21 protein-coding genes are annotated in these 20,448 nt (G+C 70.3%); 15 read left to right on the forward strand and 6 right to left on the reverse strand.

The window, feature by feature from the left end; genetic code table 11:
- Nucleotide 1 precedes the first annotated feature (1 nt).
- The gene (locus OHA05_RS02090) at nucleotides 2-670 is read left to right on the forward strand and encodes a TetR/AcrR family transcriptional regulator (protein WP_328859594.1); all 669 of its coding nucleotides are present in this window, start codon (nucleotides 2-4) and stop codon (nucleotides 668-670) included.
- A 2-nt stretch (nucleotides 671-672) separates the two neighbouring features.
- On the opposite strand, the gene OHA05_RS02095 is transcribed toward OHA05_RS02090, so the two are convergent.
- The 3 genes from OHA05_RS02095 to OHA05_RS02105 form a co-directional block, all read right to left on the reverse strand.
- Complete coding sequence (locus tag OHA05_RS02095; protein WP_313948164.1) at nucleotides 673-1,515, reverse strand: hypothetical protein; 843 nt, start codon at nucleotides 1,513-1,515, stop codon at nucleotides 673-675.
- Between the two features lie 138 nt (nucleotides 1,516-1,653).
- Complete coding sequence (locus OHA05_RS02100; RefSeq protein WP_313948163.1) at nucleotides 1,654-2,145, reverse strand: metallophosphoesterase family protein; 492 nt, start codon at nucleotides 2,143-2,145, stop codon at nucleotides 1,654-1,656.
- Between the two features lie 72 nt (nucleotides 2,146-2,217).
- Nucleotides 2,218-2,898 (reverse strand): TetR/AcrR family transcriptional regulator, encoded by a 681-nt coding sequence (locus OHA05_RS02105; protein ID WP_328859595.1) that lies wholly within the window; start codon nucleotides 2,896-2,898, stop codon nucleotides 2,218-2,220.
- A 117-nt stretch (nucleotides 2,899-3,015) separates the two neighbouring features.
- On the opposite strand from OHA05_RS02105, the gene OHA05_RS02110 reads away from it, so the two are divergent.
- The 3 genes from OHA05_RS02110 to OHA05_RS02120 all read left to right on the forward strand — a co-directional run bounded on the left by OHA05_RS02110 (nucleotide 3,016) and on the right by OHA05_RS02120 (nucleotide 5,643).
- Nucleotides 3,016-3,948, forward strand: coding sequence for an SDR family oxidoreductase (locus tag OHA05_RS02110; RefSeq protein WP_313948161.1), 933 nt, complete (start codon nucleotides 3,016-3,018; stop codon nucleotides 3,946-3,948).
- 127 nt (nucleotides 3,949-4,075) lie between these two features.
- On the forward strand, nucleotides 4,076-4,285 hold the full coding sequence (locus OHA05_RS02115) for a hypothetical protein (protein WP_313948160.1): 210 nt from the start codon (nucleotides 4,076-4,078) through the stop codon (nucleotides 4,283-4,285).
- Nucleotides 4,286-4,503: 218 nt separating this feature from the next.
- Complete coding sequence (locus tag OHA05_RS02120; protein WP_328859596.1) at nucleotides 4,504-5,643, forward strand: abortive phage infection protein; 1,140 nt, start codon at nucleotides 4,504-4,506, stop codon at nucleotides 5,641-5,643.
- A gap of 91 nt (nucleotides 5,644-5,734) precedes the next feature.
- Here the strand turns inward: OHA05_RS02120 and OHA05_RS02125 are convergent, their stop codons facing one another.
- Nucleotides 5,735-6,307, reverse strand: a complete 573-nt coding sequence (locus tag OHA05_RS02125; RefSeq protein WP_443043824.1) for a DUF4230 domain-containing protein — start codon at nucleotides 6,305-6,307, stop codon at nucleotides 5,735-5,737.
- 240 nt (nucleotides 6,308-6,547) lie between these two features.
- Nucleotides 6,548-8,944, reverse strand: coding sequence for a SpoIIE family protein phosphatase (locus tag OHA05_RS02130; RefSeq protein WP_328859598.1), 2,397 nt, complete (start codon nucleotides 8,942-8,944; stop codon nucleotides 6,548-6,550).
- Between the two features lie 869 nt (nucleotides 8,945-9,813).
- Between OHA05_RS02130 and OHA05_RS02135 the strand changes: the two genes are divergently transcribed.
- The 6 genes from OHA05_RS02135 to OHA05_RS02160 all read left to right on the forward strand — a co-directional run bounded on the left by OHA05_RS02135 (nucleotide 9,814) and on the right by OHA05_RS02160 (nucleotide 15,975).
- Nucleotides 9,814-11,229 (forward strand): RICIN domain-containing protein, encoded by a 1,416-nt coding sequence (locus OHA05_RS02135; RefSeq protein ID WP_328859599.1) that lies wholly within the window; start codon nucleotides 9,814-9,816, stop codon nucleotides 11,227-11,229.
- Nucleotides 11,230-11,444: 215 nt separating this feature from the next.
- Nucleotides 11,445-13,907 (forward strand): SpoIIE family protein phosphatase, encoded by a 2,463-nt coding sequence (locus tag OHA05_RS02140; RefSeq protein WP_328859600.1) that lies wholly within the window; start codon nucleotides 11,445-11,447, stop codon nucleotides 13,905-13,907.
- A 133-nt stretch (nucleotides 13,908-14,040) separates the two neighbouring features.
- On the forward strand, nucleotides 14,041-14,340 hold the full coding sequence (locus tag OHA05_RS02145; RefSeq protein ID WP_313948154.1) for a DUF6355 family natural product biosynthesis protein: 300 nt from the start codon (nucleotides 14,041-14,043) through the stop codon (nucleotides 14,338-14,340).
- Between the two features lie 257 nt (nucleotides 14,341-14,597).
- Nucleotides 14,598-15,062, forward strand: a complete 465-nt coding sequence (locus OHA05_RS02150; protein WP_328859601.1) for a hypothetical protein — start codon at nucleotides 14,598-14,600, stop codon at nucleotides 15,060-15,062.
- 153 nt (nucleotides 15,063-15,215) lie between these two features.
- Nucleotides 15,216-15,581, forward strand: a complete 366-nt coding sequence (locus tag OHA05_RS02155; RefSeq protein WP_313948152.1) for a PRC-barrel domain containing protein — start codon at nucleotides 15,216-15,218, stop codon at nucleotides 15,579-15,581.
- Between the two features lie 196 nt (nucleotides 15,582-15,777).
- Nucleotides 15,778-15,975: a DUF6381 family protein gene (locus OHA05_RS02160; RefSeq protein WP_313948151.1), complete on the forward strand. Its 198-nt coding sequence runs from the start codon at nucleotides 15,778-15,780 to the stop codon at nucleotides 15,973-15,975.
- An 87-nt stretch (nucleotides 15,976-16,062) separates the two neighbouring features.
- Here OHA05_RS02160 and OHA05_RS02165 read toward each other — a convergent pair whose 3' ends face one another.
- Nucleotides 16,063-16,290 (reverse strand): DUF5133 domain-containing protein, encoded by a 228-nt coding sequence (locus OHA05_RS02165; protein ID WP_313948150.1) that lies wholly within the window; start codon nucleotides 16,288-16,290, stop codon nucleotides 16,063-16,065.
- Between the two features lie 470 nt (nucleotides 16,291-16,760).
- Between OHA05_RS02165 and OHA05_RS02170 the strand changes: the two genes are divergently transcribed.
- The 5 genes from OHA05_RS02170 to OHA05_RS02190 all read left to right on the forward strand — a co-directional run bounded on the left by OHA05_RS02170 (nucleotide 16,761) and on the right by OHA05_RS02190 (nucleotide 20,345).
- Nucleotides 16,761-17,180, forward strand: a complete 420-nt coding sequence (locus OHA05_RS02170; RefSeq protein WP_313948149.1) for a phage holin family protein — start codon at nucleotides 16,761-16,763, stop codon at nucleotides 17,178-17,180.
- Nucleotides 17,177-17,641 carry a DUF3618 domain-containing protein gene (locus OHA05_RS02175; protein WP_313948148.1) on the forward strand — a complete coding sequence of 155 codons (465 nt, stop codon included), beginning with the start codon at nucleotides 17,177-17,179 and terminating at the stop codon, nucleotides 17,639-17,641. Before OHA05_RS02170 ends, OHA05_RS02175 begins: the two co-directional genes overlap by 4 nt.
- The gene (locus tag OHA05_RS02180) at nucleotides 17,641-17,907 is read left to right on the forward strand and encodes a DUF4235 domain-containing protein (protein ID WP_313948147.1); all 267 of its coding nucleotides are present in this window, start codon (nucleotides 17,641-17,643) and stop codon (nucleotides 17,905-17,907) included. The genes OHA05_RS02175 and OHA05_RS02180 overlap by 1 nt, the downstream gene beginning before the upstream one ends.
- Nucleotides 17,908-18,187: 280 nt before the next feature.
- Nucleotides 18,188-19,393, forward strand: a complete 1,206-nt coding sequence (locus OHA05_RS02185) for an MFS transporter (RefSeq protein WP_328859602.1) — start codon at nucleotides 18,188-18,190, stop codon at nucleotides 19,391-19,393.
- Nucleotides 19,394-19,691: 298 nt separating this feature from the next.
- Nucleotides 19,692-20,345, forward strand: coding sequence for a TetR/AcrR family transcriptional regulator (locus OHA05_RS02190; protein WP_313948145.1), 654 nt, complete (start codon nucleotides 19,692-19,694; stop codon nucleotides 20,343-20,345).
- Nucleotides 20,346-20,448 lie beyond the last annotated feature (103 nt).

Genomic DNA, 20,448 nt, shown 5'->3' on the forward strand with positions numbered 1-20,448 from the left:
CATGGCGACGACAGGCGCGAACACACCGCGGGAGCGCTACCGGACCCAGGTGCGGGCGGAGATCACGGAACGCGCCTGGGAGCAGATCGCCACGGCGGGAGCGTCCGCGCTCTCCCTCAACGCGATCGCCAAGCAGATGGGCATGAGCGGGCCGGCGCTCTACCGCTACTTCGCCGGCCGCGACGACCTGATCACCGAGCTCGTCCGTGAGGCGTACCGAAGCCTCGCCGACACCCTCCGCGCGGCCTCCGACACCGGCGCCGACCTGGCGGGGCTGGCACACACCCTGCGCGGCTGGGCGCTGGCGGACCCGCAGCGGTACTTCCTGATCTACGGCACCCCCATCCCCGGCTACCACGCGCCCGAGGACATCACCGCGATCTCCTCCGAGATCATGACGACTCTGGTCGACGCGTGCGCCGCGACGGCTCCGGGCGGCGCCCCGACACCGTTCGCCGGCCATCTGGAGGACCACCGGGACTGGGCCGCCGGCCACCCCGCACCGCCGGAGGCCCTCCATCGGTTCCTGACGTTCTGGACCCGTCTGCACGGCGTCCTGTCACTGGAACTCGCGGGCCAGTTCGCGGGGATGGACTTCGACCCCGCCCTGCTCTTCGCCGCCGAAGTGGACGACCTGCTCGCGCCAAGGCCCGGAGCTCGGAGCTCCTGAGCTCAGAGCCGCCCCGCCATGTCGAGGAAGCGGTGGATCGATGCCTTCATCGCCGCGACGAAGTTCTGACGGGTCTCGTCGGCCACCAGGTCCAGCGACAGATACGGGTTGAGGTCCTCCAGCTCGACGAGCAGCAGTTCGCCGTCGGGGGCGCGGCAGGCGTCGACGCGCTGGATGCCCGAGGTGATGGTGTTCCAGTCGATGAAGCGCCGGGCGAAGTCGATATCCGCCCCGGTCGGCTCGTACGGCTCGAGCACCCACCGCCGCTCGGGATCGGGGGCGTACAACGCGTACTGGAAGGCGTCGTCGACGAAGTAGAAGGACACCTCGTAGCGGAAGTCGATCCGCGGCTGGACGAGCACCTCACCGTAGGTGAGATGCGACAGGCGCTCGCGGGTGACGAACTCCAGGCCGATCGAGTCCGCGCCGGCCTTGGGCTTGACCGCGTACTGCTGCGCCGCCGGAAGGACGTCGAGGTCCGCGAGCCGGTCGACGGTGGGTATGACGGGGTGGCCGTCAGCGGTCAGATCCAGCAGATACTGCTTGCCGGCCATGTCTCCCCTGCCGGAGAGCGGGTTGTAGACGGGAATTCCCCAGGCAGTGGCCCGGTCACGGAAGGCGTCGTAGGCGTCCTGGTAGTGCAGGACGGGGCCGCTGTTGCGCACCACGACCGCGTCGAAGCCGTCCATCAGCGCGAGGGCCTCCCGCGGGTGGCACAGGGCGAGGTCGAATTCCTCGCGCAGCCGGGAGGTCAGGAAGATGTCCTCGTCGCAGTAGCGGCGACCCCGTGCCGGATAGGCGAGGTCGGTGACGAAGAGCAGTCGCGGTCGGACGGGCACGGGCATCTCCCGGGGAGTGTGGTCGACACCGGACTCCGGGCATCTCGCGGAGTTTGGTTGAGCTCCAAACTACCCATCGCCCGGAGCGCGCCCCGCGCCGGGGCCCGCCCGCGGCCTGCCGCGCCCTCGATCCGGTTGCGCAGGTCAAAGACGGTGCAGGCGAATGTCGGACAGCCGCCCTTCGGCCACATCCACGGTCATGAAGGTGCGGTACGGCTGACGTCGCCGGTCGGTCGGGGAACCCGGGTTCAGCAGCCGCAGCCCGCCCGGAGCAGCAGTGTCCCAGGGGATGTGACTGTGCCCGAACACCAGCACGTCGAGGTCGGGAAACCGCTCCGCGCACCGCTGCTCCCGCCCCTTGGCCTGGCCGGTCTCGTGGATGACGCCGAAGCGCAGACCGCCGAGCTCGGCCCGCGCCACTTCCGGCAGGCGCGCCCGGAGTTCGGGGCCGTCGTTGTTGCCGTACACGGCAAGGAGCCGGGACGAGCGGGCCTCCAGCAGGTCGAGTGTGGCGCTGTCGACCCAGTCACCGGCGTGGAGCACCACGTCCGCCTCGTCGATCCGCTCCAGCAGCTCGGCCGGGAGGTGCCGGGCGCGCTTGGGAACATGGGTGTCGGAGGTCAGCAGCAGTCGCATCCCTCTACCCTGCCCGCCTTCCAGCTGTGCCGGTCCTTCTGACGCGCGGAGGCCGGTGCGCGGGGGTCCGGGTCAGCCGGCGGCTCGGGCGAGCAGTCCCGACAGCAGCACTTCGAGCGTCTGGCGCAGCGTGGACGGGAAGTCCAGGCGCAGGGCCGCGAGGGCGGGGTCCGCCTCGTAGGCCGCGAGCATGGCGGCCGACGGATGGGCGTGCGTCCAGACGGCGCCGGTCACCATGATCATGCCGCCGGTGAACCGCAGGGCGTCGTGTTCGCCGAGTTCGGGCAGATGGGTGCGGACCAGTTCGGCCATGGCCATGGCGCCGGCGATAGCCGAGCGCTTGTACTCCGCGGCGACCTGCGGGGAGACATTGCGCTCCAGCACCGCGGCCTGAGCCCCGATCAGGTCGCACAGCACCGGGCGCTCGGCCAGCGCGGACGCGACGACGGCGGCGATCCTGTCGGCGCGTTCGGTGACGGGTGCGGCAGCGTCGAGCGCCTTCGGCAGCGTGGTGCGCAGGTGCTCCACCAGCTCCTGGCACGCGGCGTCCAGAAGTTCAAGGAGAACGGCCTCGCGGGACTCGAAGTAGCGCAGCACGTTCGACTTCGCGAGACCGACGCGGCGGCTCAGTTCGTTCAGACTCACCTGCGCCACCGGCATCTCGGTGAGCATGGCGGCCGCCGTGTCCAGGATCGCCTTGCGGCGCTGGGCGCGCTGCTCCTCGTTGCGGGCGCGCTGGAATGTCGTTGCCATGACCACATGCTACAGACCCCCGGTCTCTTGTTATCGGACCACCGGTCTGCTAACTTCGAAATACAACAGACCGGCGGTCTGCTAGCCGTCGGCACACCTGCCATCCCAGGAGCCACCATGTATGCCGTTCCCGACCAGACCGGGAAGTTCGCCGTCGTCACCGGCGCCAACAGCGGAACGGGCAAGGAGACCGCACGCCGTCTCGCCGACGCCGGAGCCCGCGTCGTCCTCGCCGTCCGCACCCTCTCCAAGGGCGAGCGGGCCCGCGACGAGATCATGGCTCGGCACCCCCACGCCCAGCTCGAAGTTCGCCGCATCGACCTGGCCGACCTCGACTCGGTGAAGGAGTTCGCCGACGGGCTCATCGCCGACGGCACACCCCTCGACCTGCTGGTCAACAACGCCGGCGTCATGGCACCGCCCACCCGCATGACCACCGCCGACGGCTTCGAACTGCAACTGGGGAGCAACTTCCTCGGCCCCTTCGCCCTGACGCTGCGGCTCCTGCCGCTGCTGCTCACCGCCCCGGCTCCGCGCGTGGCCACCATGAGCAGCGGCACGGCCAACTACGGCCGGATCCACTTCGGCGATCTCCAGTGGGAGAACCGGCGCTACAGCCCCAACCTCGCCTACGCCCAGTCCAAGCTGGCCGACCTGATCATGGCCCGGCAGCTCACCGCGGTCGCCGCCGAGCGCGGCTGGAACCTGCTGAGCACCGCCGCCCACCCCGGGTACACCACGACCAATCTCCAGACCGCGGGCGCGAGCCTCGGCCGCGGCAAGCCCTCCCGGCTGCACGCACTGGTGAGCGCCATCGACTTCCTGCCCAAGCAAGGTGTCGAGCAGGGTGCAGAACCGCTGCTGTACGCGGCGACCGATCCGGAAGCCGTGGCGGACGGCTACTACGGTCCCAGCGCCCGGTTCGGCCTCGTCGGCCCGACCGGCACGGCACGGGTGACCCGCCGGGCCCTGGACCCCGCGACCAACGCCCGCCTGTGGGCCGAGGCCGAGCGCCTGACCAGCGTGTCCGTGCCGTCCACCGTCGCCTGACACCCGGACGCCGGCCCGCCTCGCACGCACCGCCCGGCAGTCGCCGCCGGTGCCGCCGAACGCGTGGACCGAGCACCGATGTGACATCCCACCGCACACGGACGCCGCGAGTGGGTAGGCGTGAGCCATGGACGTTGTGGACTCAGACGAGCTGTTGCGGCGAATCCAGCGAGCGCGTGACTGGGCGGGCCGTGAAGAGGAGTCGTGGAAGGCCCGGACCGGCGAGATGCAGGGCGATGATCCGGACGGGGCGCGTCGCGCCGAGGTGTTCGGATCGGCCTTCGAGACCGTCCGGAAGGTGCTGGACGAGATCGTCTCGCCCGGCCGGTCGACCTAGGTCGTGTCCGTGAGCCCTCCTTCCTCCCGGCCCTCGGACCACGCCGCAGGGCCCTCTCCCCCGTGACCGAAGTCGCTGTGTGCACACCGCGGTTCATCCCTCCGGCACCGCATCAGAGACCTTCGCCGGACGCCGCACCCCGTCCACCCGACCAGACTCGGAAACGGCGACGTCACCCGACCGTGGCGTTGTGACCGTGGACGAAGAGGCGGGGAGACATGGTGCGTGACCAGCGGATGAGCCGGGCTCGGTTTCTGGCCGGGGCGGGGGCCGCGGGGATCGCGGCGGCCGGACTGCTCCCGACGGCGGGGACAGCCGCGGCGGCGCCGGAGACCCGCGCCGAGGAGAACAAGCAGCGCGGCCTGACCTACCGGGGCGTCTGCTACGAGGTCGGTGACGGCGAGACCCCGGGGACCGCCTGGAGTACCGCACGGATGCGGCAGGACATGCTGGCGATCAGGAACGACCTGCATGCGAGCTCGGTGCTGATCGGGGGCGTCGGTGTCGACCGGCTCACCTCGACCGCCACCGAGGCCGTCGAACGCGGACTGCATGTCTGGCTCCAACCGACCCTGGGCGACCGGTCCGAGGCCGACATCCTGGAGCATGTGGCGGAGGCGGGCAGGCACGCCGACCGTCTGCGCCGGCAGGGCGCCCGGATCCACCTCAGTGCGGGCTGCGAATTCGTGCTGTTCGTGCCGGGAATCGTGCCCGGCGACAATGCCGTGGAACGGATCGAGAACCTGCTGAGCGGGAACGTCGACCCCGAATTCATGGCACGTCGGCTGCGTGCCTTCACCGCACGAGCGGCCGCCGTCGGCAGGTCCGTCTTCCGCGGCCGGCTGACATACGCGGCGGCTCAGGACGAGCAGGTCGACTGGAACCTCTTCGACATCGTCGGCATCGACTACTACTCCTCCCACCCCCGCCGCGCCGACCACGTCCGGGAGATCAGCCGGTACCTGCGATGGGGCAAACCGCTGGCGATGCTGGAGTTCGGCAGCTGCACCTTCCTGGGCGCTCCGGAACAGGGCGGCATGGGCTGGAACACCGTCGACCACAGCAAGGACCCGCCCGAGATCCGCGGCGACCTCGTCCGCAGCGAGCGAACCCAGGCCGCCCATCTCACCGATGTCCTGGACGTGTTCGAGTCGATGAACCTGTACGCGGCCATGGCGTACACCTTCGTGACGCCCGACGCCCCGCACCGGCCGGAGCCGCGCTACGACCTCGACATGGCCTCGTACAGCATCGTCAAGGCGATCAGGGACAGGGCCGACGACCCGGCGTCCGGCTGGCACTGGGAGCCGAAGGAGTCTTTCCACGCGCTCGCCCGGCAGTACTGCCGGATGCGGTGAGAGGGAGTTCAACGCTCAGCCGACCAGGGGGAGTTCGACACTAGGCCGCCCGGCGCGCCAAGGCGCCGGGCGGCGGCACGGATCGGGTGCGTCAGCCGTAGGTCACGGTCACCTGGCGGAAGCCGAGGGAACGCAGCAGGCCCTGGAGCATGGCCGTGGTGTTCTTCTCGGCGCGTACGTTCAGCTCGCTTTCCTTGGCGGCCTCACCGATGCGCTGGGCGGCGAGCCGGTGCACGGCCCGCTCGTCGGCCGGGTTGTCGGAGAAGAGGTCGCCGAGCCTGTCGAGGAGTCCGCGCTGCTTGGAGACGGCGTACGAACGGTCCGCGTTCAGGGCCGGGGTGCCGAGCCGGGCGTGCGGCAGGCGCAGCGTGGCCTCGGTCCGGTCCTCGTTGACGGTCACGCTCTTGTCGCCGAGCCGGTTCAGATCGACGTACGCGCTCACCGTGCCCGCGCCGACGTACAGGGTGCGGGTGCCCCGGATGGCGTCCGGCAGGAACTTGGCGTCCTTCTCCAGGTCGACGACGATCTGGAAGTTGCCGGCGGCGCCCTCGTAACGGTTCATGTCCTGAATGGATTTGAGTACGGCAGGACCCGATCGGTCCTTGGTCTCCTCACCGAAGACGTCATCGAGGCCGGGCACCAGGCTGAAGCGTCCGGCGAGCATGAACAGGACCAGGACGACCAGCAGGGCGACGGGTACCTTCACCCACCACGGCACCGGCGAGCGCCCCGTGGGGTGCTGCTTCTCAGGAGCTCGAGTAAGTGTCTTCACGGGCTCCGGGTTCCCCCGAAGGGCGGAGGCAGTCGCGCACCGCGGGCACTTTGCGGCACCGCTCCCGCCGGCCGGTGCCCACCCTGCTCACGGTCCCCTCATGCCACCCGCAGCACGCCGTCCGACGCGCTGTCACCCCTCGGACGGGAAGGGCTGCTCCGTCCAGATCGTCTTGCCGGACGGGGTGTAGCGCGTGCCCCACCGGTGGACGAGCTGGGCGACGATGAACAGTCCGCGCCCGCCTTCGTCGTCCTCGGCGCTGTGCCGCAGATGGGGCGAGGTGTGGCCCGTGTCGGCGACCTCGCAGAGCAGCGAGCGGTCGAGGATGAGCCGCAGATGCAGCGGCCCCTCGGCATGCCTGATGGCATTGGTGACCAGCTCGCTGACGACGAGCTCGGTCGAGAACACCAGGTCGTCCAGGCCCCATTCGTGGAGCTGTTCGGCGGCGAGCCCCCGGGCGTGACCCACCGCCACCGCCTCCGCCGGGAGTTCCCAGTCGACGACCTTCCCGGGGCCGAGTTCACGGGTGCGGACGAGCAGCAGCGCGGTGTCGTCGGCCGTCGTACCGCCCGGCAGGAGCTCGGACAGCGTGCGGTCGCAGAGCTCTTCGAGACTCCCCCGTCGTTCACCGAGCACCCTGCCCAGAGCGTCCAGACCCTGGTCGATGTCGCGGTCGCGTGACTCGATCAGACCGTCCGTGAACAGCGCCAGCAGGCTGCCCACCGGGAGTTCGATGTCCATGGACTCGAAGGGCAGGCCTCCGAGACCCAGCGGCGGCCCGGCCGGCAGCGCGGGAAACGACACACGGCCGTCGGGCGCCACGATCGCGGGCGGCAGATGTCCCGCCCGGGCCATGGTGCAGCGCCGGGTGACCGGGTCGTAGACCGCGTAGAGGCAGGTCGCTCCCGTGGCGTCGTCGTGCGGAGGGTCCTGCGCGCCGGAGCCCGCGGAGGGCTCGTCGGCCGACTGCCCCACCAGATCGTCGACCCTGGTGAGCAACTCGTCCGGTGTCAGGTCCAGTTGGGCGAGCGCACGCACCGTCGTCCGCAGGCGTCCCATGGTGGCCGCCGCCTGGAGGCCGTGCCCGACCACGTCACCGACCACCAGTCCGACCCGGCTGCCGGACAGCGCGATGACATCGAACCAGTCACCGCCGACACCGGTCACGTCGTCGGTGGGCAGGTAGCGGTACGCCAGGTCGACGGCCGACTGCTGCGGCAGATGTTGCGGCAGCAGCTGCCGCTGGAGGGCGAGGGAAGCCCTGCGTTCCCGGGTGAAGCGCCGGGCGTTGTCGATGGACACGGCCGTACGGGCCGCGAGCTCGTCCGCCAGCGCGACTTCGCCGCGGTCGAAGGCCGCCGAGGGCGACTGGCGCGCAAAGGTCACCAGCCCGAGCACGTTCCCCCCGGCCCGCAGCGGCACGACCAGTGTGTTGTCCTCGAGCACCAGCCCGCCGGAGGAGAGACTGCGGTCCTGAAGCGAACCGGTCGGATACTCGACCGGGGCCGGCGGTTTCGTCCGTGCCGGGTCGTCGGGGCCGAAGGCCGGTTCGGGCCGGGCGGCGACCCGTACGAGAGCGGTGGCCTCCGAACCGCCCGGACCCTGCTCCTCGCCCTCCAGGACGCCGGACGCCAGATCGACGGTGACGGTGTCGGCGAAATCCGGCACCGCCACCTCGGCGACCTCTTCGGCCGTACGGACGACGTCGAGCACGGTCCCGATGCTGCGCCCGGCCTCCACGAGCAGGGCCAGCCGCTGCTGCGCCTCGTAACGGTCGGAGATGTCGAAGGCGTCCTCGCAGACGCCGAAGACATGCCCGTCGGCATCCTGGAGGCGGTAGTACGAGCAGGACCAGAGGTGCTCCTGTCCGGGGTCGCTGGGCGGCTGGCCACGGAAGTGGAGGTCGAGGATGGGTTCACCGGTGTCGAGGACGTGGTGCATGACCTCGTCGAGGGTGTGCGGATCGCCCTCGGTGATGAACCTGCCCTCCGAGTACAGCTCATCGGCCCGCAGGCCGCGGAACTCGGCGAACGGCAGCCCGATCTCCCGTTCGTAGGCGGCGTTGCACCAGGTGAGGCGCAGCTCCGTGTCGTAGATGCCGAGGCCCACGGGTGACTGCGTGGCGAGGCCCTGGAGCAGCGCCAGCCGGGACTCCCAGAGCCTCAGGCCCTCCAGATCGGTCGCGACCAGCACGCGGGCCGCCGGGCCGCCACCGGGCAGTGTGCAGACAGCGGTGGCGACCATCAGGCTGCGGCCGTCGCGATGCCGGGCGATACGGATCTCGGTGCCGCTGGGTGTGCCGGAACCGGGTCCGGACTCGGCCGCAGGGACCTCGGCGGGGTGCCGCGGCGACAGAAAGGCGTCCAGCGGCCGGCCGATGATCTCGTCCTGGGTGTATCCGAGGAGCTCTTCGGCGGCGCGGCTCCATCCGACGACGGTGTCGTGGGCATCGAGAACCGCCGTGGCGGCTCGGGTGACGTCGAGCGGACCACGGAAGTCGGGACCCTTCGTCGCATTCCCATCGCTCATGGCGCCACACCAGCCCGATTCATTGCCTCCAGAATCCGCCCTGACCGAGACCGGCACAAGCGCAATGGTTCTGTTGCCCGGACCGTTTTCGCCCCTACGGCCGGCCGACTGCCCCGGCGGCGGCGCGGGGTGGGACGCCGGTGCCGTGAGCAGACGCCCGCGGGGCGCGGATCGGGCGGTGGAGCGGGGTCGCGCGGAAAATCCAGGCGGGCTCGAAAAGGCGCGGCACAGTCCTCCGACCTGGGCAGGGTCAGCCGCTGAACGGTGACGGAGCGTCAGAAGTCCTCGCACTCCCAGGGCTTGCGCCGAGAGGGCACACTGACCGCGCTCCAACACCTGGCCGCATAGCTTGGATGAGCCCCCAATCGCATCCCTGCGCCTCATTGTTCACTCGCACGAGTGACAGGATCATCCACGCATCTCGATGAGGCACGTGTCTGCATGTGACAATCATCGCCAATGGTGGCCGGATCTTTACCGGTGAGCTAATTCACAGAACTCGATAGTTTCGTTCTCAACAAGCCGGTGCACCGAAACATCGGACCACAAATCACTACTCCCGGGTCAGCTCGACAAAAGGACGCAGCCGCGAACACCACAATTCCGGCGCGGCGTCAAGGTCGGGATTGCCCAGGCGCGCGATCTAGTGCACTCTGTGCCCACGAGCCACGCAGTACGTGCAGCTCGGACGGCGGAGCAGCCCATCCCCGACCAAGGCCCCACCCAGGCCGGTCCGCTGCTTTCCGCCGCGCCGGGCAATAGTACAGACCAATGGGGGCGCAAGGGTGAAAGAATTTCCGCGGCCATCCGCCTCCTCCGGGGGCGAATCTCCGATTCCGGACGGGAATCCCTCCCTTGGCTCGGAAAAGGTGCAGACGAATGGGATATCCGTCTCGAGCCTGCTGGCCCACCATTGGCGGGCAGTTCTCGACTACGCGTACATCTGCACCGTTTCTCCCGAGAGCGCGAAGAAACTAGCCGGCGGCGCATTCCTCCGCACCATCGGCGACCTCTCCCCCGGTGCCCCCGGCAGCCCCGGCTCAGATGCCCCGGGTCCCGCCAGTCCGTGGCGCATCCGGCTGCTGACCGCCGTGCTCCAGACGGCCAGGGAATGGGCCGGGGACGAGCGCAGATTCACCCTCCAGCCGGGTCTGCGCGAACTGCCCGGAGACAGGGCGGGGGCGCAGTCCCGTCCCGAGCACACCAACCTCGTGCGACGTGCGTTCAACGCGCTGCCGGAACGCGCGCAGGCACGTCTGTGGCACGCGGAGGTGGAGGCCGAGGACATCGGCACGTCCGCCGTCATCGGCAGCCCGAACCCGGCCGCGGCCCGGGTGGAACTCCAGCGCGACCGGGTGCTCCTGCGCACGGCGTGCCAGCAGGCCCATCTCAATCTGGGCGGTGACTACTGCCGCAGGTACAACCGGCTCCTCGACGTCTACACGAGCCGTCCCGGAGTGCCGATGATGGCCGACCTCCAGGAGCATCTGGACAGCTGCGCCTTCTGCCGCCGGGCCGCGGATCAGCTCGACCACTCCGGTGGACGGCTGCGCCGCCTCCTCGCCGGAGCGGTGCTCGAATTCGGCGCGGACGCCTATCTGGCCGCCCGGCAGGCCGGCACCGCAACCACCGGCGGAGCCGTCCCCGCCGGCGATCCGCTCCCGGAGCACGGCAGGCACCGGACACCCGGCTCGCAGCCGCGACTCGTCCTGCGGCAGGCCCTGCAGCGCCCGGTCCTCACGCTGGTGATCGCCGGAAACGTTGTCATCGCGGCTCTTGCGGCCGGCTTCTTCCTCTTCCCGGCCGACTCGCCGTCCTCGGCCTCCCCGGCTCCGTCCGCACCCCCGTCCGCGACGGCACCGGCGCCCGGTCCCTCCGCCGCCCCGTCGGCCCGCTTCCGCAACGCCGCGACCAGTCTGTGCCTCGACGCGCGTTCCCCCGCGACATCCGGAGCCACGGCCGTCACCGCGCCCTGTTCGACGCAGCCCACGCAGCGCTGGCAGTTCGACGCGGCCGGTCTGCTGCGCAATGCCGGGACGGACGACCTGTGCCTGGCGTTCCACCGGACCTCGTTCCGGCTCCAGCTCTCGCCGTGCAGCACGCAGAGCGGCGACGAGGCGGCCTCGCCCTTCGATCTGTCGCCCGACGGGCTGCTCGTACCCCGCGAAGAACAGGGACTCGCGGTGGTCCCCGTCGACCGGACGGCGTACACCGCGGTGGTTCTCAAACCGGCCCAGTCGTCGTCCGCGACACAGCAATGGAGAAGCGACGCTCTCACCCCCTGAACGTCGCACACCTGTCCGGCCTCACTGTCCGTTTCCGACCACAGAGGTCATATTCTGATGACCGGTCATCACAGAGCTGCTCGTTCGGCCCTTCCACCACGGACATCCCGGCATAGAGTGAGGCGCTCACGGCGAGGGCTCGATCTCGGCCAAGCGGGTATCTCTACGCCACGAACCTTTGGCGCGGCCACGGCTTCCTGGGAGGCGATGCAGCCTTGACAAGGCAGGGTTTTGCTTTCTGCGGGGCCGATTTCGCAGCTGTTTATCTCTACTCGGGGGAAGACGGCCGGCTCGACCTGGCCGACGTGATCGAAGGGCCCGACAATATCTGCGCACTGCCCGAGGCCTTCTACCTCTCCGGCAGGTCGCCGATCGCGGACGCCTTCCGCGACGACCGCATCCGGTGGCTCGGCCCGGCGCAGCTGACGGAGTACGCGCGGGCGGGCGACGCGACGCCCGGTCCGGACACCGTCCTTGCGGAATGCGCCAAGGCCTGGCCGAGCAGTACGTCGCTGGGCGTCCTTCCGCTGGGCGGCCACACCAGCAAGCTCGGCTGCCTCGTTGTCGTGGGTGCGTCCGCGGAGGGTTTCGACACGGACTGCCGGCATCTGCTGGAGCTGTACGCCGATCAAGTCGCGGCGGGGATCGAAGCGCTCGACACACAGGTCGTGAAGCGGCAGCCGAAGGTCCGTCCGCGCCGGGGTGCCGGACTGTTCCCACCCCGCAGCGGCGCCTTCACGCTGGTGCTCAAGACAGGCGACATGAAGGCCGACGACCAGGTCCTGGAACTGCTCGGCGTCGCTGCCGAGGATTTCGACGGGCGCGCGGAGACACTCCTCGCCTGCGCCGTCCCGGATGATGTGCCCGCGCTCATGTCGATCGTGGAGCCGGGGCGGTCGTCGTCCACGGACCACCAACTGGCGTTCCGTATCCGCCGGCCCAACGGCGAGCTCCGCTGGCTCGGCCTGCGGTGCCGGATGCTGCTCTCGCCCGACGGCAAGCCAGAGCGCATGCTGGGTGTCGTCGCCGACGCCTCCTATCTGCGGCCCAACGCCGACGAGGTGTCCCGTGTGCAGCGGCTGTCCGCCAAGCTGGCCGGCGCCACGACCGTCCGGGATGTCAGCGAGGTCGTGGTCGCGGCCCTGCGCGCACCGCTCGACGCCAGCCGGGTCGCCGTGGCGGAGCTGGAGGCCGACCGCCTGGTCGTCACCATCCTCGATCCGCCCGACCCCGACGCCTGGCCGGAGGTGTGGAGATCCGAGTGGCGGTCCGAGTGGCCCGACGCGGCCAGCAGCGCCCTGCCCACCCTCAGGAGCGCGCTGCGCGAGGGCACGGTCTCCGTGTGGCTGCCCGGCGCCGATCTGGAACCCGGACTCGCGAACATCGGACCCGGCGGTCTCGCCGTGCTGCCGCTGCTGGCCGACGGCAGGATGGTCGGAGCCTGTCTGGTGGGCTGGGACCAGGAGCACCGGTTCGGCCCGGAGGAACGGTCCCTGCTGACGGCGACCGCCAGTCTGGTCGGCCAGGCCCTGATGCGCGCCCATGTGCTGGACGCCCGGCACGAGCTGGCCAGAACGCTGCAGCGCAGTCTGCTGCCCCGCAAGCTTCCGGTGCTGCCCGGCGGCAAGGCCGTGGCGCGCTATCTGCCCGCGACGGTCGGGCTCGAAGTGGGCGGCGACTGGTACGACGTCATTCCGCTCCCGGACAGCCATGTGGCACTCGTCATCGGTGATGTCCAGGGGCACAGTGCCGAGGCGGCCACCATCATGGGACAGATGCGCACGGCCATCAGGGCGTACGCGGTGGAGGGACATCCGCCCGACGTCGTGGTCAGCCATGCGAACCGGCTGCTCATCGGCATGGAGACCGACCTCTTCGCGACCTGCTGCTATGTGGACCTGGACATGGAGGAGGGCATCGCCCTCTTCGTACGGGCGGGCCATCTTCAGCCCCTGCTGCGGTACCCGGACGGTTCCACCGACGAACTGAACGTCCAGGGCGGCCCACCGCTCGGCGTCATGACGGATGCTCAGTTCCCCATGACCGAGGCGGGGTTGACTCCGGGCACGGTGCTGACACTGCTCACGGACGGGCTGGTCGAGTCGGCGAGCCTGCCGCTCGAGGACGGTATGAACCGCCTCCGTTCGCTGCTCAGCGCCGCGGATCCGTCCGACACGGGACGCACGGCCGACGACCTCCTCGGGAACGTCGACCGGCGGGACGACGACGTGGCGGTGCTGCTCCTGCGCTACGACGGCATGCTCATACGGCCGAAGCGGGCGCGCTGGACGGTGTGGAGGCTCCCCGACGCGATCGTGCACGCCCGCCGCTTCACCGCCCGGACCCTGCGCGGCTGGGAGGCGGTGGACGAGATGGACGTGGCTCTCCTCATCGTCTCGGAGCTGGTCACCAACGCGATCGCGCACACCCAGGGGCAGGTGCGGCTCGACCTGACGCTCGCTCAGGACCGGCTGAGGATCGCCGTCAACGACTCCTCGCCCCGCTCCCCCGCCCGGCCGACGACCCTGGACCTGGACGCGACGGGCGGTCGGGGACTGCTCATCGTCGAGGCACTGTCCACTGCCTGGGGTTCGGTGCCGTTCGCCGGCGGCAAGCAGGTGTGGGCAGAGATCGCGCTCTCACCGGGCGAGCAGATGAATGCGCCGCCGAAGGCGTAGCGGGCACCCGACGGTGTGAACTCCTGCCGCCGTTCGGGGGAGTTCGAACAGCACACCGTTCGTGATCATGGATCCTCTCTGTGGACCCGAGCCCTTCGGCTGCGGGCATCACCTTTTCGAGTAGGAGACATCCATGGTCATGCGCCGTTCCCTGTCGGTCGTCATCGGTGCCGTTGCCCTCGTCCTCGGCGCCACCACCGCGTCGGCGGCCCCCGCGGCCCCGGCTGCGGGAACGGCCCGCATGAACCCGTGCGGGTTCTACGAGACGTCCAGCGACGCCTACTACCAGCACTGCACGAGCGACGGTTCCCGCGTGATCGTCGAGGTGGAAGTCTTCGGGCCCAACTACGAGCGCTGTGTGGCGCCCGGGACCACCTGGCTCGGATCCTCCGGCAAGATCGACGGCGCGTTCTACACCGGACGCACCTGCTGACACCCTTCGGGCACCGGGCCCGCGGCGCGAGCGGCGGGCCCTCGGTACGGCGACGCATCGCCACCGGAACGCTTCGGTACCGGAACGCGTCGGTACCGGAACGCTGCGCCACCGAGGCGCACCGGCACCGGGGTCGTTCCGGTACGGGGTCGTTTCGGTACGGGGCGCGAGACAGCGATGAGTCCGGCCGTCCGGTCCGGTCTCCACTCCTGGGTACTGATCTCGCAGGTACCGATCCCCAGACGAGGAGAGGCCCGATGCGGCAACCGACACCTCATTCCGCGCTGCGCCGCCTGGACGTGCTCGTGGGCGTATGGGACATGTGGGCCCTCGGGCATCGGGCCGGGCCGGTGCGGACCGAGTTCTCCTGGCTGGAGGGCGGGGTCGTTCTCGTGCAACGCGCGGACGTGGGGCCGGATTCGGCCGTTCCCGCCGAGTGGGGTCCGCATCTGCCGTTCCCCACCGTCACGCTGACCGGCTACGACGACACGGCCGACGAGTTCACGACGCTGTATGCCGATGGCCGGGGTGTCGCCCGCGTCTACCGGACGAGTGTGAACGACGGTGTGTGGAAGCAGTGGCGGGCAGCGCCCGGCTTCCACCAGAGATTCACCGCCACCATCGACGACGGGGGCGGCACGATCAGGGGCGGCTGGGAGGGATCGCGTGACGGCGAGACCTGGACGCCGGACTTCGATGTGACGTACACAAGGGTCGGCTGAGATCTTCCGCTGCCACCGGCCTGCCCGGTGATCGGGGAGCGTGCGCTTCCCGCGACGGGGTAGCCGGGGTCTGCGGGCCGGAGCGCGCGTACAGGATTGGTCTCCTCCAGCGCGCGCCCCGGCCGCTTTTTCCTCCAGGTACAGGGACAGGAGATGGCAGTGAACAGCATCTGGAGCTATTCGGCAGCCGACGGATATTCAACAGGTCTGTCCCTCACAGGTTTTGTCGTCGAGGCGTCCGACGGCGTGGTCGGACACGTGGACAGGCAGCAGGACGACACGGGTGTGCAGCATCTGGTCGTCGACACGGGCGTGTGGGTGTTCGGCAAGAGCGTGCTGATCCCCGCGGGCCTGGTGACCCGTATCGACGTCGAGGCGCAGAAGGTCTTCCTGGGACGCACCAGGGACGAGATCAAGAGCGCGCCCCTGTTCTCCCGGGACAGCGAGACCGGTGACATGGCGTATCTGTCGTCGGTCGGCCGCTACTACCAGGAACTCGACGCGGCGCAGGGCATCTGAGCGGACCGACGGAGACGTCCCACAGCGCGCGGGGGCCAAGGGCAGACCGCCCTTGGCCCCCGCGCGCTGTGGTGACCCGGTGCCGAGTGCGGTCGTGAGCTGCGCAGACGGCGGAGAGTGACAGTTGGAGATGCGCAGCCGCGGGCTCGCTGTTTCGCTGATCTCATCCGTCTGCACGAGTTGAGGGAGGCTGTCCATGAGCGTGGCGAAGGAATCCGGTGGCCGTGCCCGCCAGCTGCGGGAGAAGGCCCTCGAACTGTCGGCGGCCGCCGCCCGCACCACCGATCCCGAACTGCGGCAACGGCTGGAGGACAAGGCCCGCCGGCTCCAGCAGCAGAGCGAGCAGCCCGGCATGGGCGGCCAGGACGCATATGCGCCGTGGAACGACGTGTAGATCCGTCGTTCCACGGCGCACTGTCCTGCGGGAGGTGCGTCCCGGGCCCGCGGCCCGGGACGTACGTCGGACGCCGGGCGACCTGCTTCAGACGCTGAGCAGGGAGTCGTCCTGCGGGCGGGCGCCAGGGAGCCGGTGGCGCGCGGCGACGAGTGCGGCGTCCACGTCCCGCGTACCGGTGGAGACGCACAGGGTGTAGGCGACGTCGTCCATGCGGCGCCGGACCTCCGCGCTTCCGGCCTCGGCGTGCAGGACCTTCAGCGTCTCGTACTGCTCGATGAGGTTCTGTAGTACCGCGGGGTGGGCCATCAGCACGGCAGGGCTCCTTCTCCGTCATGCTCCGTCATGGGGGACCCGACGTCCCGCTCGTCAGCCGCGTACCCCTGCGAAACCCATGCATTCCACACGGTTGTTGAACACGGGCAAACAACAGGCCGTCACAGGCCGGGGGTTGACCCGAGCGCTCGGCGCCACAGGTGGGCACGGGGCCATGCATCGAGCGCCCCTTCTCCGGCGGGATCGCGTGTTCGGGGCACCAAGCACGTCCGCGACCGTGCGTCACGCGCGGTGCACACAGAGCTGCCGCGGGCGCCGGGAAGGTGCCGCGGCAGCTCTGTTCATGCCGTCGGTCCTCCCGAGGGATGGGTCTCCTCCCCCTGGGTACCCGCAGCGAAGCAGCGGTGGGGTCATGAACCGCGCTTCAGCGCCCGGCCGGGCGCGAGATCTCGGTACGACGACCGCACAGCACACCCCGCCGACGAAGCGAGGAGGGAAGGTGAGCAGCGGTGACCATCTCTGAGCGCCGCGTAGAGCACGGCGAATCCAAGGAATCAGTGGGCGACTTGGTCTCCCAGGCGTCGCAGCAGTTGTCGCAGCTCGTCCGCGAGGAGCTCCGGCTGGCGCAGGCCGAGATGACGCAGAAGGGCAAGCGGTTCGGCAAGGGCGGCGGCATGTTCGGTGGCGCCGGCATCGTGGCGTTCATCGGGCTGCAGGCCCTCGCTGCCACCGCCATCGCGGCGTTGGTGCTGGTCCTGCCCCTGTGGGCGGCCGCATTGATCATCACCGGCGTGCTGTTCGTCATCGCGGCGGTTCTCGCGGCGATGGGCAAGAAGCAGGTCGGTATGGCCACACCGCCCACTCCCGAGCGGGCGATCGACAGCGTCAAGGCCGATGTGGCCGCGATCAAGGAGAGTGCACACCGATGAGTGGCAAGACCGGCCCGAAGGACTCCCCCACCCCCGACGAGTTGCGTCGGCAGGTGGAGGGCACTCGTGAGGAACTGGGCATCACCGTGGAGAAGCTGGCCGGAAAGGCAGATGTGAAGGGTCAGGCGCAGGAGAAGGCCGCCAAGGCGAAGACGCAGGTCCAGGACGCGGCCGCACAGGGCAAGGCCCAGGTACAGGAGACCGCGGCCCGCGTGGCGCACATCGCGCAGGAGAAGACACCCGAGCAGGTGCGCGAGAAGGCCGCTCAGGCCAAGGCGCAGATCGCGGAGACCGTGGCCACCGTGGCGCACACCTTCCAGGAGAAGACGCCGGACGCGGTGACCGACAAGGCGAGCCAGGCCGGCGACGTCGCGCGACGCCGCAAGGGGCCGCTGCTGCTCACCGCCGCCGCGGGCGCGCTGGTGCTGATCGCCGTCAAGCGCCGTGGCAGGAACCGCTGATGAAGGCGTCGAAGATCGCGTACAAGCCGGTCGGCATGGCTCTGGGTGCCGTGAGTGGCATGATCGCGGGCGCCGCGTTCAAGCAGGCGTGGAAGGCCATCGGGCGTCAGGACGACGCCCCCGACGCCACGGACCAGGACCGTTCATGGCGCGAGGTGCTGATCGCCGCCGCTCTGCAGGGCGCGATATTCGCCGTCGTGAAGGCCGCGGTGGACCGCGGCGGAGCGACCGCCACCCACCGGCTGACGGGCACCTGGCCCGGCTGAGGATGCTGTCCGGGTGCCCGGGGCGCACTGCGTGAAGCAGTCGGGCACCCGGACAGCCCGGGTCCGGGGGCCTGTGTGCACGCTCACGCCGTGCCCGGTCGCACCCCGTCGCCTCGGGAAGAATTCCCGTGCCGCACGTCGGCCGCCTTCGTACACTGAGGGCATGAACCGACGACGACATTGATCCACCACTGAAGGTCCGCACGGAACGGGCTGTCGAGCGCCGCCCACGGGACGAGCGCCGACGCCGTCAACCGTTCCGCTCGCAGAAGGACCTTCGATGCTCTTTCCCACCTCAGGCGTGCCCGCACGCACCCGCGTGCCCGGCCCGCAGATCCGGCGGCTGGAGCGGACGCTCCTCGTGTCCGCCGGCTTCGAGGATCTGATCCTGCTCTACCCGGTCTACGCACTGCTCTTCGCCGAACACGGCCTGAGCACCGCCGAGATCTCTTCCCTCTTCGCCATCTGGTCGCTGACCGGACTGCTGCTCGAAGTACCTTCGGGTGTGTGGGCCGACGTGGTCTCACGCCGTCTGCTGCTGATCATCGGGCCGCTGCTGTCGGCTGCCGGCTTCGCCCTGTGGGTCGTGGCCCCGTCATACGGGGCCTTCGCCGTCGGCTTCGTTCTCTGGGGCACCGGCGGTGCGCTGCGTTCCGGAGCGCAGGAGGCCCTCGCCTATGAGGAGCTCGACCGGCTCGGTGCCGCGTCGCGCTATGTCGGGCTCATGGGCCGCGCGGGGGCGGTGAGCATGGCCGCCACGGCGGTGGCCACCGCGGCAGCGGGCCCGCTGTTCGCCCTCGGCGGCTACGCGGCGCTGGGCACGGCCAGTGTCGTGGCGTGTGTGCTGTGCGCCGGTGCCGCGGCCCTTCTGCCCGAGCACCGGTCGGACGACTCGGCGGGGCAGGACGACGACGCCCCGGACGGCGGTTACGCGGCGACGCTCAGGACCGGTCTGGCCGAGGTCCGCGGGAGCAAGGCCGTACGCAACGCTCTGCTGATGGCGATCCTCCTGACCACGGTGTGGGGTGCGCTGGACGAGTATGTGCCGCTGCTGGCCATGGAGACGGGGGCATCGACGCGGGACGTGCCCTTTCTCGTCCTGGCCGTCTGGGTCGGTGTGACACTCGGCAGCCTGCTGGCCGCGCGCGCCGAACGTCTGGCGGTGCGCACGACGGGCGCGGCCGTCGCGGTCGCCGGACTGGTCATGGCGGTGGGCGCGCTGTCCGGCAGCCCGTACGGCTTCCTGCTTCTCGCGTCGGCCTTTCTGGTGTTCCAGATGGCCGACGCCCGGTTGCAGGCGGCCATCACCGGGCCGAGCCGGGCGACCGTGACATCGCTGGCGGGTCTGGGCACCAGTGTGTCGACGCTGCTGATGTACGCGGCTTACGGCACGGCGTCCCAATACACCGGTCACGGCGCGTTGTTCGCGCTGTTCGCCGTGCCGTACGTCGTGGTTGCGTTCGCGATGGCGCGATCGGTGAGGTGAGGGCGACCACGACGGTGCACGGCTTCGCGAACGACGGCCGGACGTGCGGTGTTTACCGCCGGAAACCCCCGCACGACCTGCCCCGTTCCTACTGTGCCGAGGTACAGTAAGCGCGCCACCCATGGACGAAGGCGAGCCCGGCCGGGGGGCCGGGCCGCCGGGGGTGCGGGCGTTCGTGGTGGTCCATCGACGAGCCGCAGCGCCGGTGGGTGCGAGGGTGTCTGCCCAGGGCTGTGCAAGCATGGTGACACCGACCGCGTCCTCCCGTCCGAGGACGCCCGTCCCCCGGGGTACCGCCGTGACCAAGCCCGCCGCCCGCGAGCCGCAACGAAGCAATTCCCGCTCGAACCGGGCGCGGATCCTGGCCGTCGCACGCCGCGAGTTGGCGTTCAACCCGGACACCACCCTCGAGGAGATCGCCCGGGCCGCGGGGGTCGTACGACGTACCGTCTACGGTCACTTCGCCGGCCGCACCGCACTGCTCGACGCCCTCGCCGACGAGGCGGCGGGCGTGCTGCGGACCGCGGTCGACGTCGCGACCGCTCCGTCCGAGGACCCCGAGCGGGCCTTCGCGCGTTTCCTCCTGACCATGTGGCCCATCGGCGACCGCTATCGCATGCTGCTCTCGCTCGCACGACGCGATCTCGGCATGGAACGCGTGACCGACGTACTGGCGCCCGCGCGCCGGGAAGTGACCGGCATCCTCGACCGGGGCCAGGCCGCGGGCACCTTCCACGCCCATGTTCCGCCGGACGTCCTCAGCGCCGCGCTCGAAGCCCTGACGCTGTCCCTGCTGGAGAGCCTCAACACGCAGGCCTGGAAGGACAACGCGGAAGCCACCGCGGTCACCACGCTGATCGCCGCCGGTGTGCCGACGGAGCGGGCCGAGACCGTGGTGCGTGAACTGGCGGAGTCGATCGACGTCGTCATCGAGCCCGACGACACTCTCTGATCCCCCACCCCCAGCAGGGCAGGTCCACCCACGCCGCTCGGGGCCTTTTCACCCACCCCCCTCGGGGCCTTTTCACCGACGCCGCACGGCTGCGACCAGCCGC

It is taken from the genome of Streptomyces sp. NBC_00306, assembly GCF_036169555.1.
GTDB lineage: Bacteria > Actinomycetota > Actinomycetes > Streptomycetales > Streptomycetaceae > Streptomyces > Streptomyces achmelvichensis.

Bases quoted from the DNA above. Each gene is read 5' to 3' on its own strand.
- OHA05_RS02090 (WP_328859594.1), top strand. From the start codon at position 2: ATGGCGACGACAGGCGCGAACACACCGCGGGAGCGCTACCGGACCCAG.
- OHA05_RS02095 (WP_313948164.1), bottom strand. From the start codon at position 1,515: ATGCCCGTGCCCGTCCGACCGCGACTGCTCTTCGTCACCGACCTCGCC.
- OHA05_RS02100 (WP_313948163.1), bottom strand. From the start codon at position 2,145: ATGCGACTGCTGCTGACCTCCGACACCCATGTTCCCAAGCGCGCCCGG.
- OHA05_RS02105 (WP_328859595.1), bottom strand. From the start codon at position 2,898: ATGGCAACGACATTCCAGCGCGCCCGCAACGAGGAGCAGCGCGCCCAG.
- OHA05_RS02110 (WP_313948161.1), top strand. From the start codon at position 3,016: ATGTATGCCGTTCCCGACCAGACCGGGAAGTTCGCCGTCGTCACCGGC.
- OHA05_RS02115 (WP_313948160.1), top strand. From the start codon at position 4,076: ATGGACGTTGTGGACTCAGACGAGCTGTTGCGGCGAATCCAGCGAGCG.
- OHA05_RS02120 (WP_328859596.1), top strand. From the start codon at position 4,504: ATGGTGCGTGACCAGCGGATGAGCCGGGCTCGGTTTCTGGCCGGGGCG.
- OHA05_RS02125 (WP_443043824.1), bottom strand. From the start codon at position 6,307: ATGCTCGCCGGACGCTTCAGCCTGGTGCCCGGCCTCGATGACGTCTTC.
- OHA05_RS02130 (WP_328859598.1), bottom strand. From the start codon at position 8,944: ATGAGCGATGGGAATGCGACGAAGGGTCCCGACTTCCGTGGTCCGCTC.
- OHA05_RS02145 (WP_313948154.1), top strand. From the start codon at position 14,041: ATGGTCATGCGCCGTTCCCTGTCGGTCGTCATCGGTGCCGTTGCCCTC.
- OHA05_RS02150 (WP_328859601.1), top strand. From the start codon at position 14,598: ATGCGGCAACCGACACCTCATTCCGCGCTGCGCCGCCTGGACGTGCTC.
- OHA05_RS02155 (WP_313948152.1), top strand. From the start codon at position 15,216: ATGGCAGTGAACAGCATCTGGAGCTATTCGGCAGCCGACGGATATTCA.
- OHA05_RS02160 (WP_313948151.1), top strand. From the start codon at position 15,778: ATGAGCGTGGCGAAGGAATCCGGTGGCCGTGCCCGCCAGCTGCGGGAG.
- OHA05_RS02175 (WP_313948148.1), top strand. From the start codon at position 17,177: ATGAGTGGCAAGACCGGCCCGAAGGACTCCCCCACCCCCGACGAGTTG.
- OHA05_RS02180 (WP_313948147.1), top strand. From the start codon at position 17,641: ATGAAGGCGTCGAAGATCGCGTACAAGCCGGTCGGCATGGCTCTGGGT.
- OHA05_RS02185 (WP_328859602.1), top strand. From the start codon at position 18,188: ATGCTCTTTCCCACCTCAGGCGTGCCCGCACGCACCCGCGTGCCCGGC.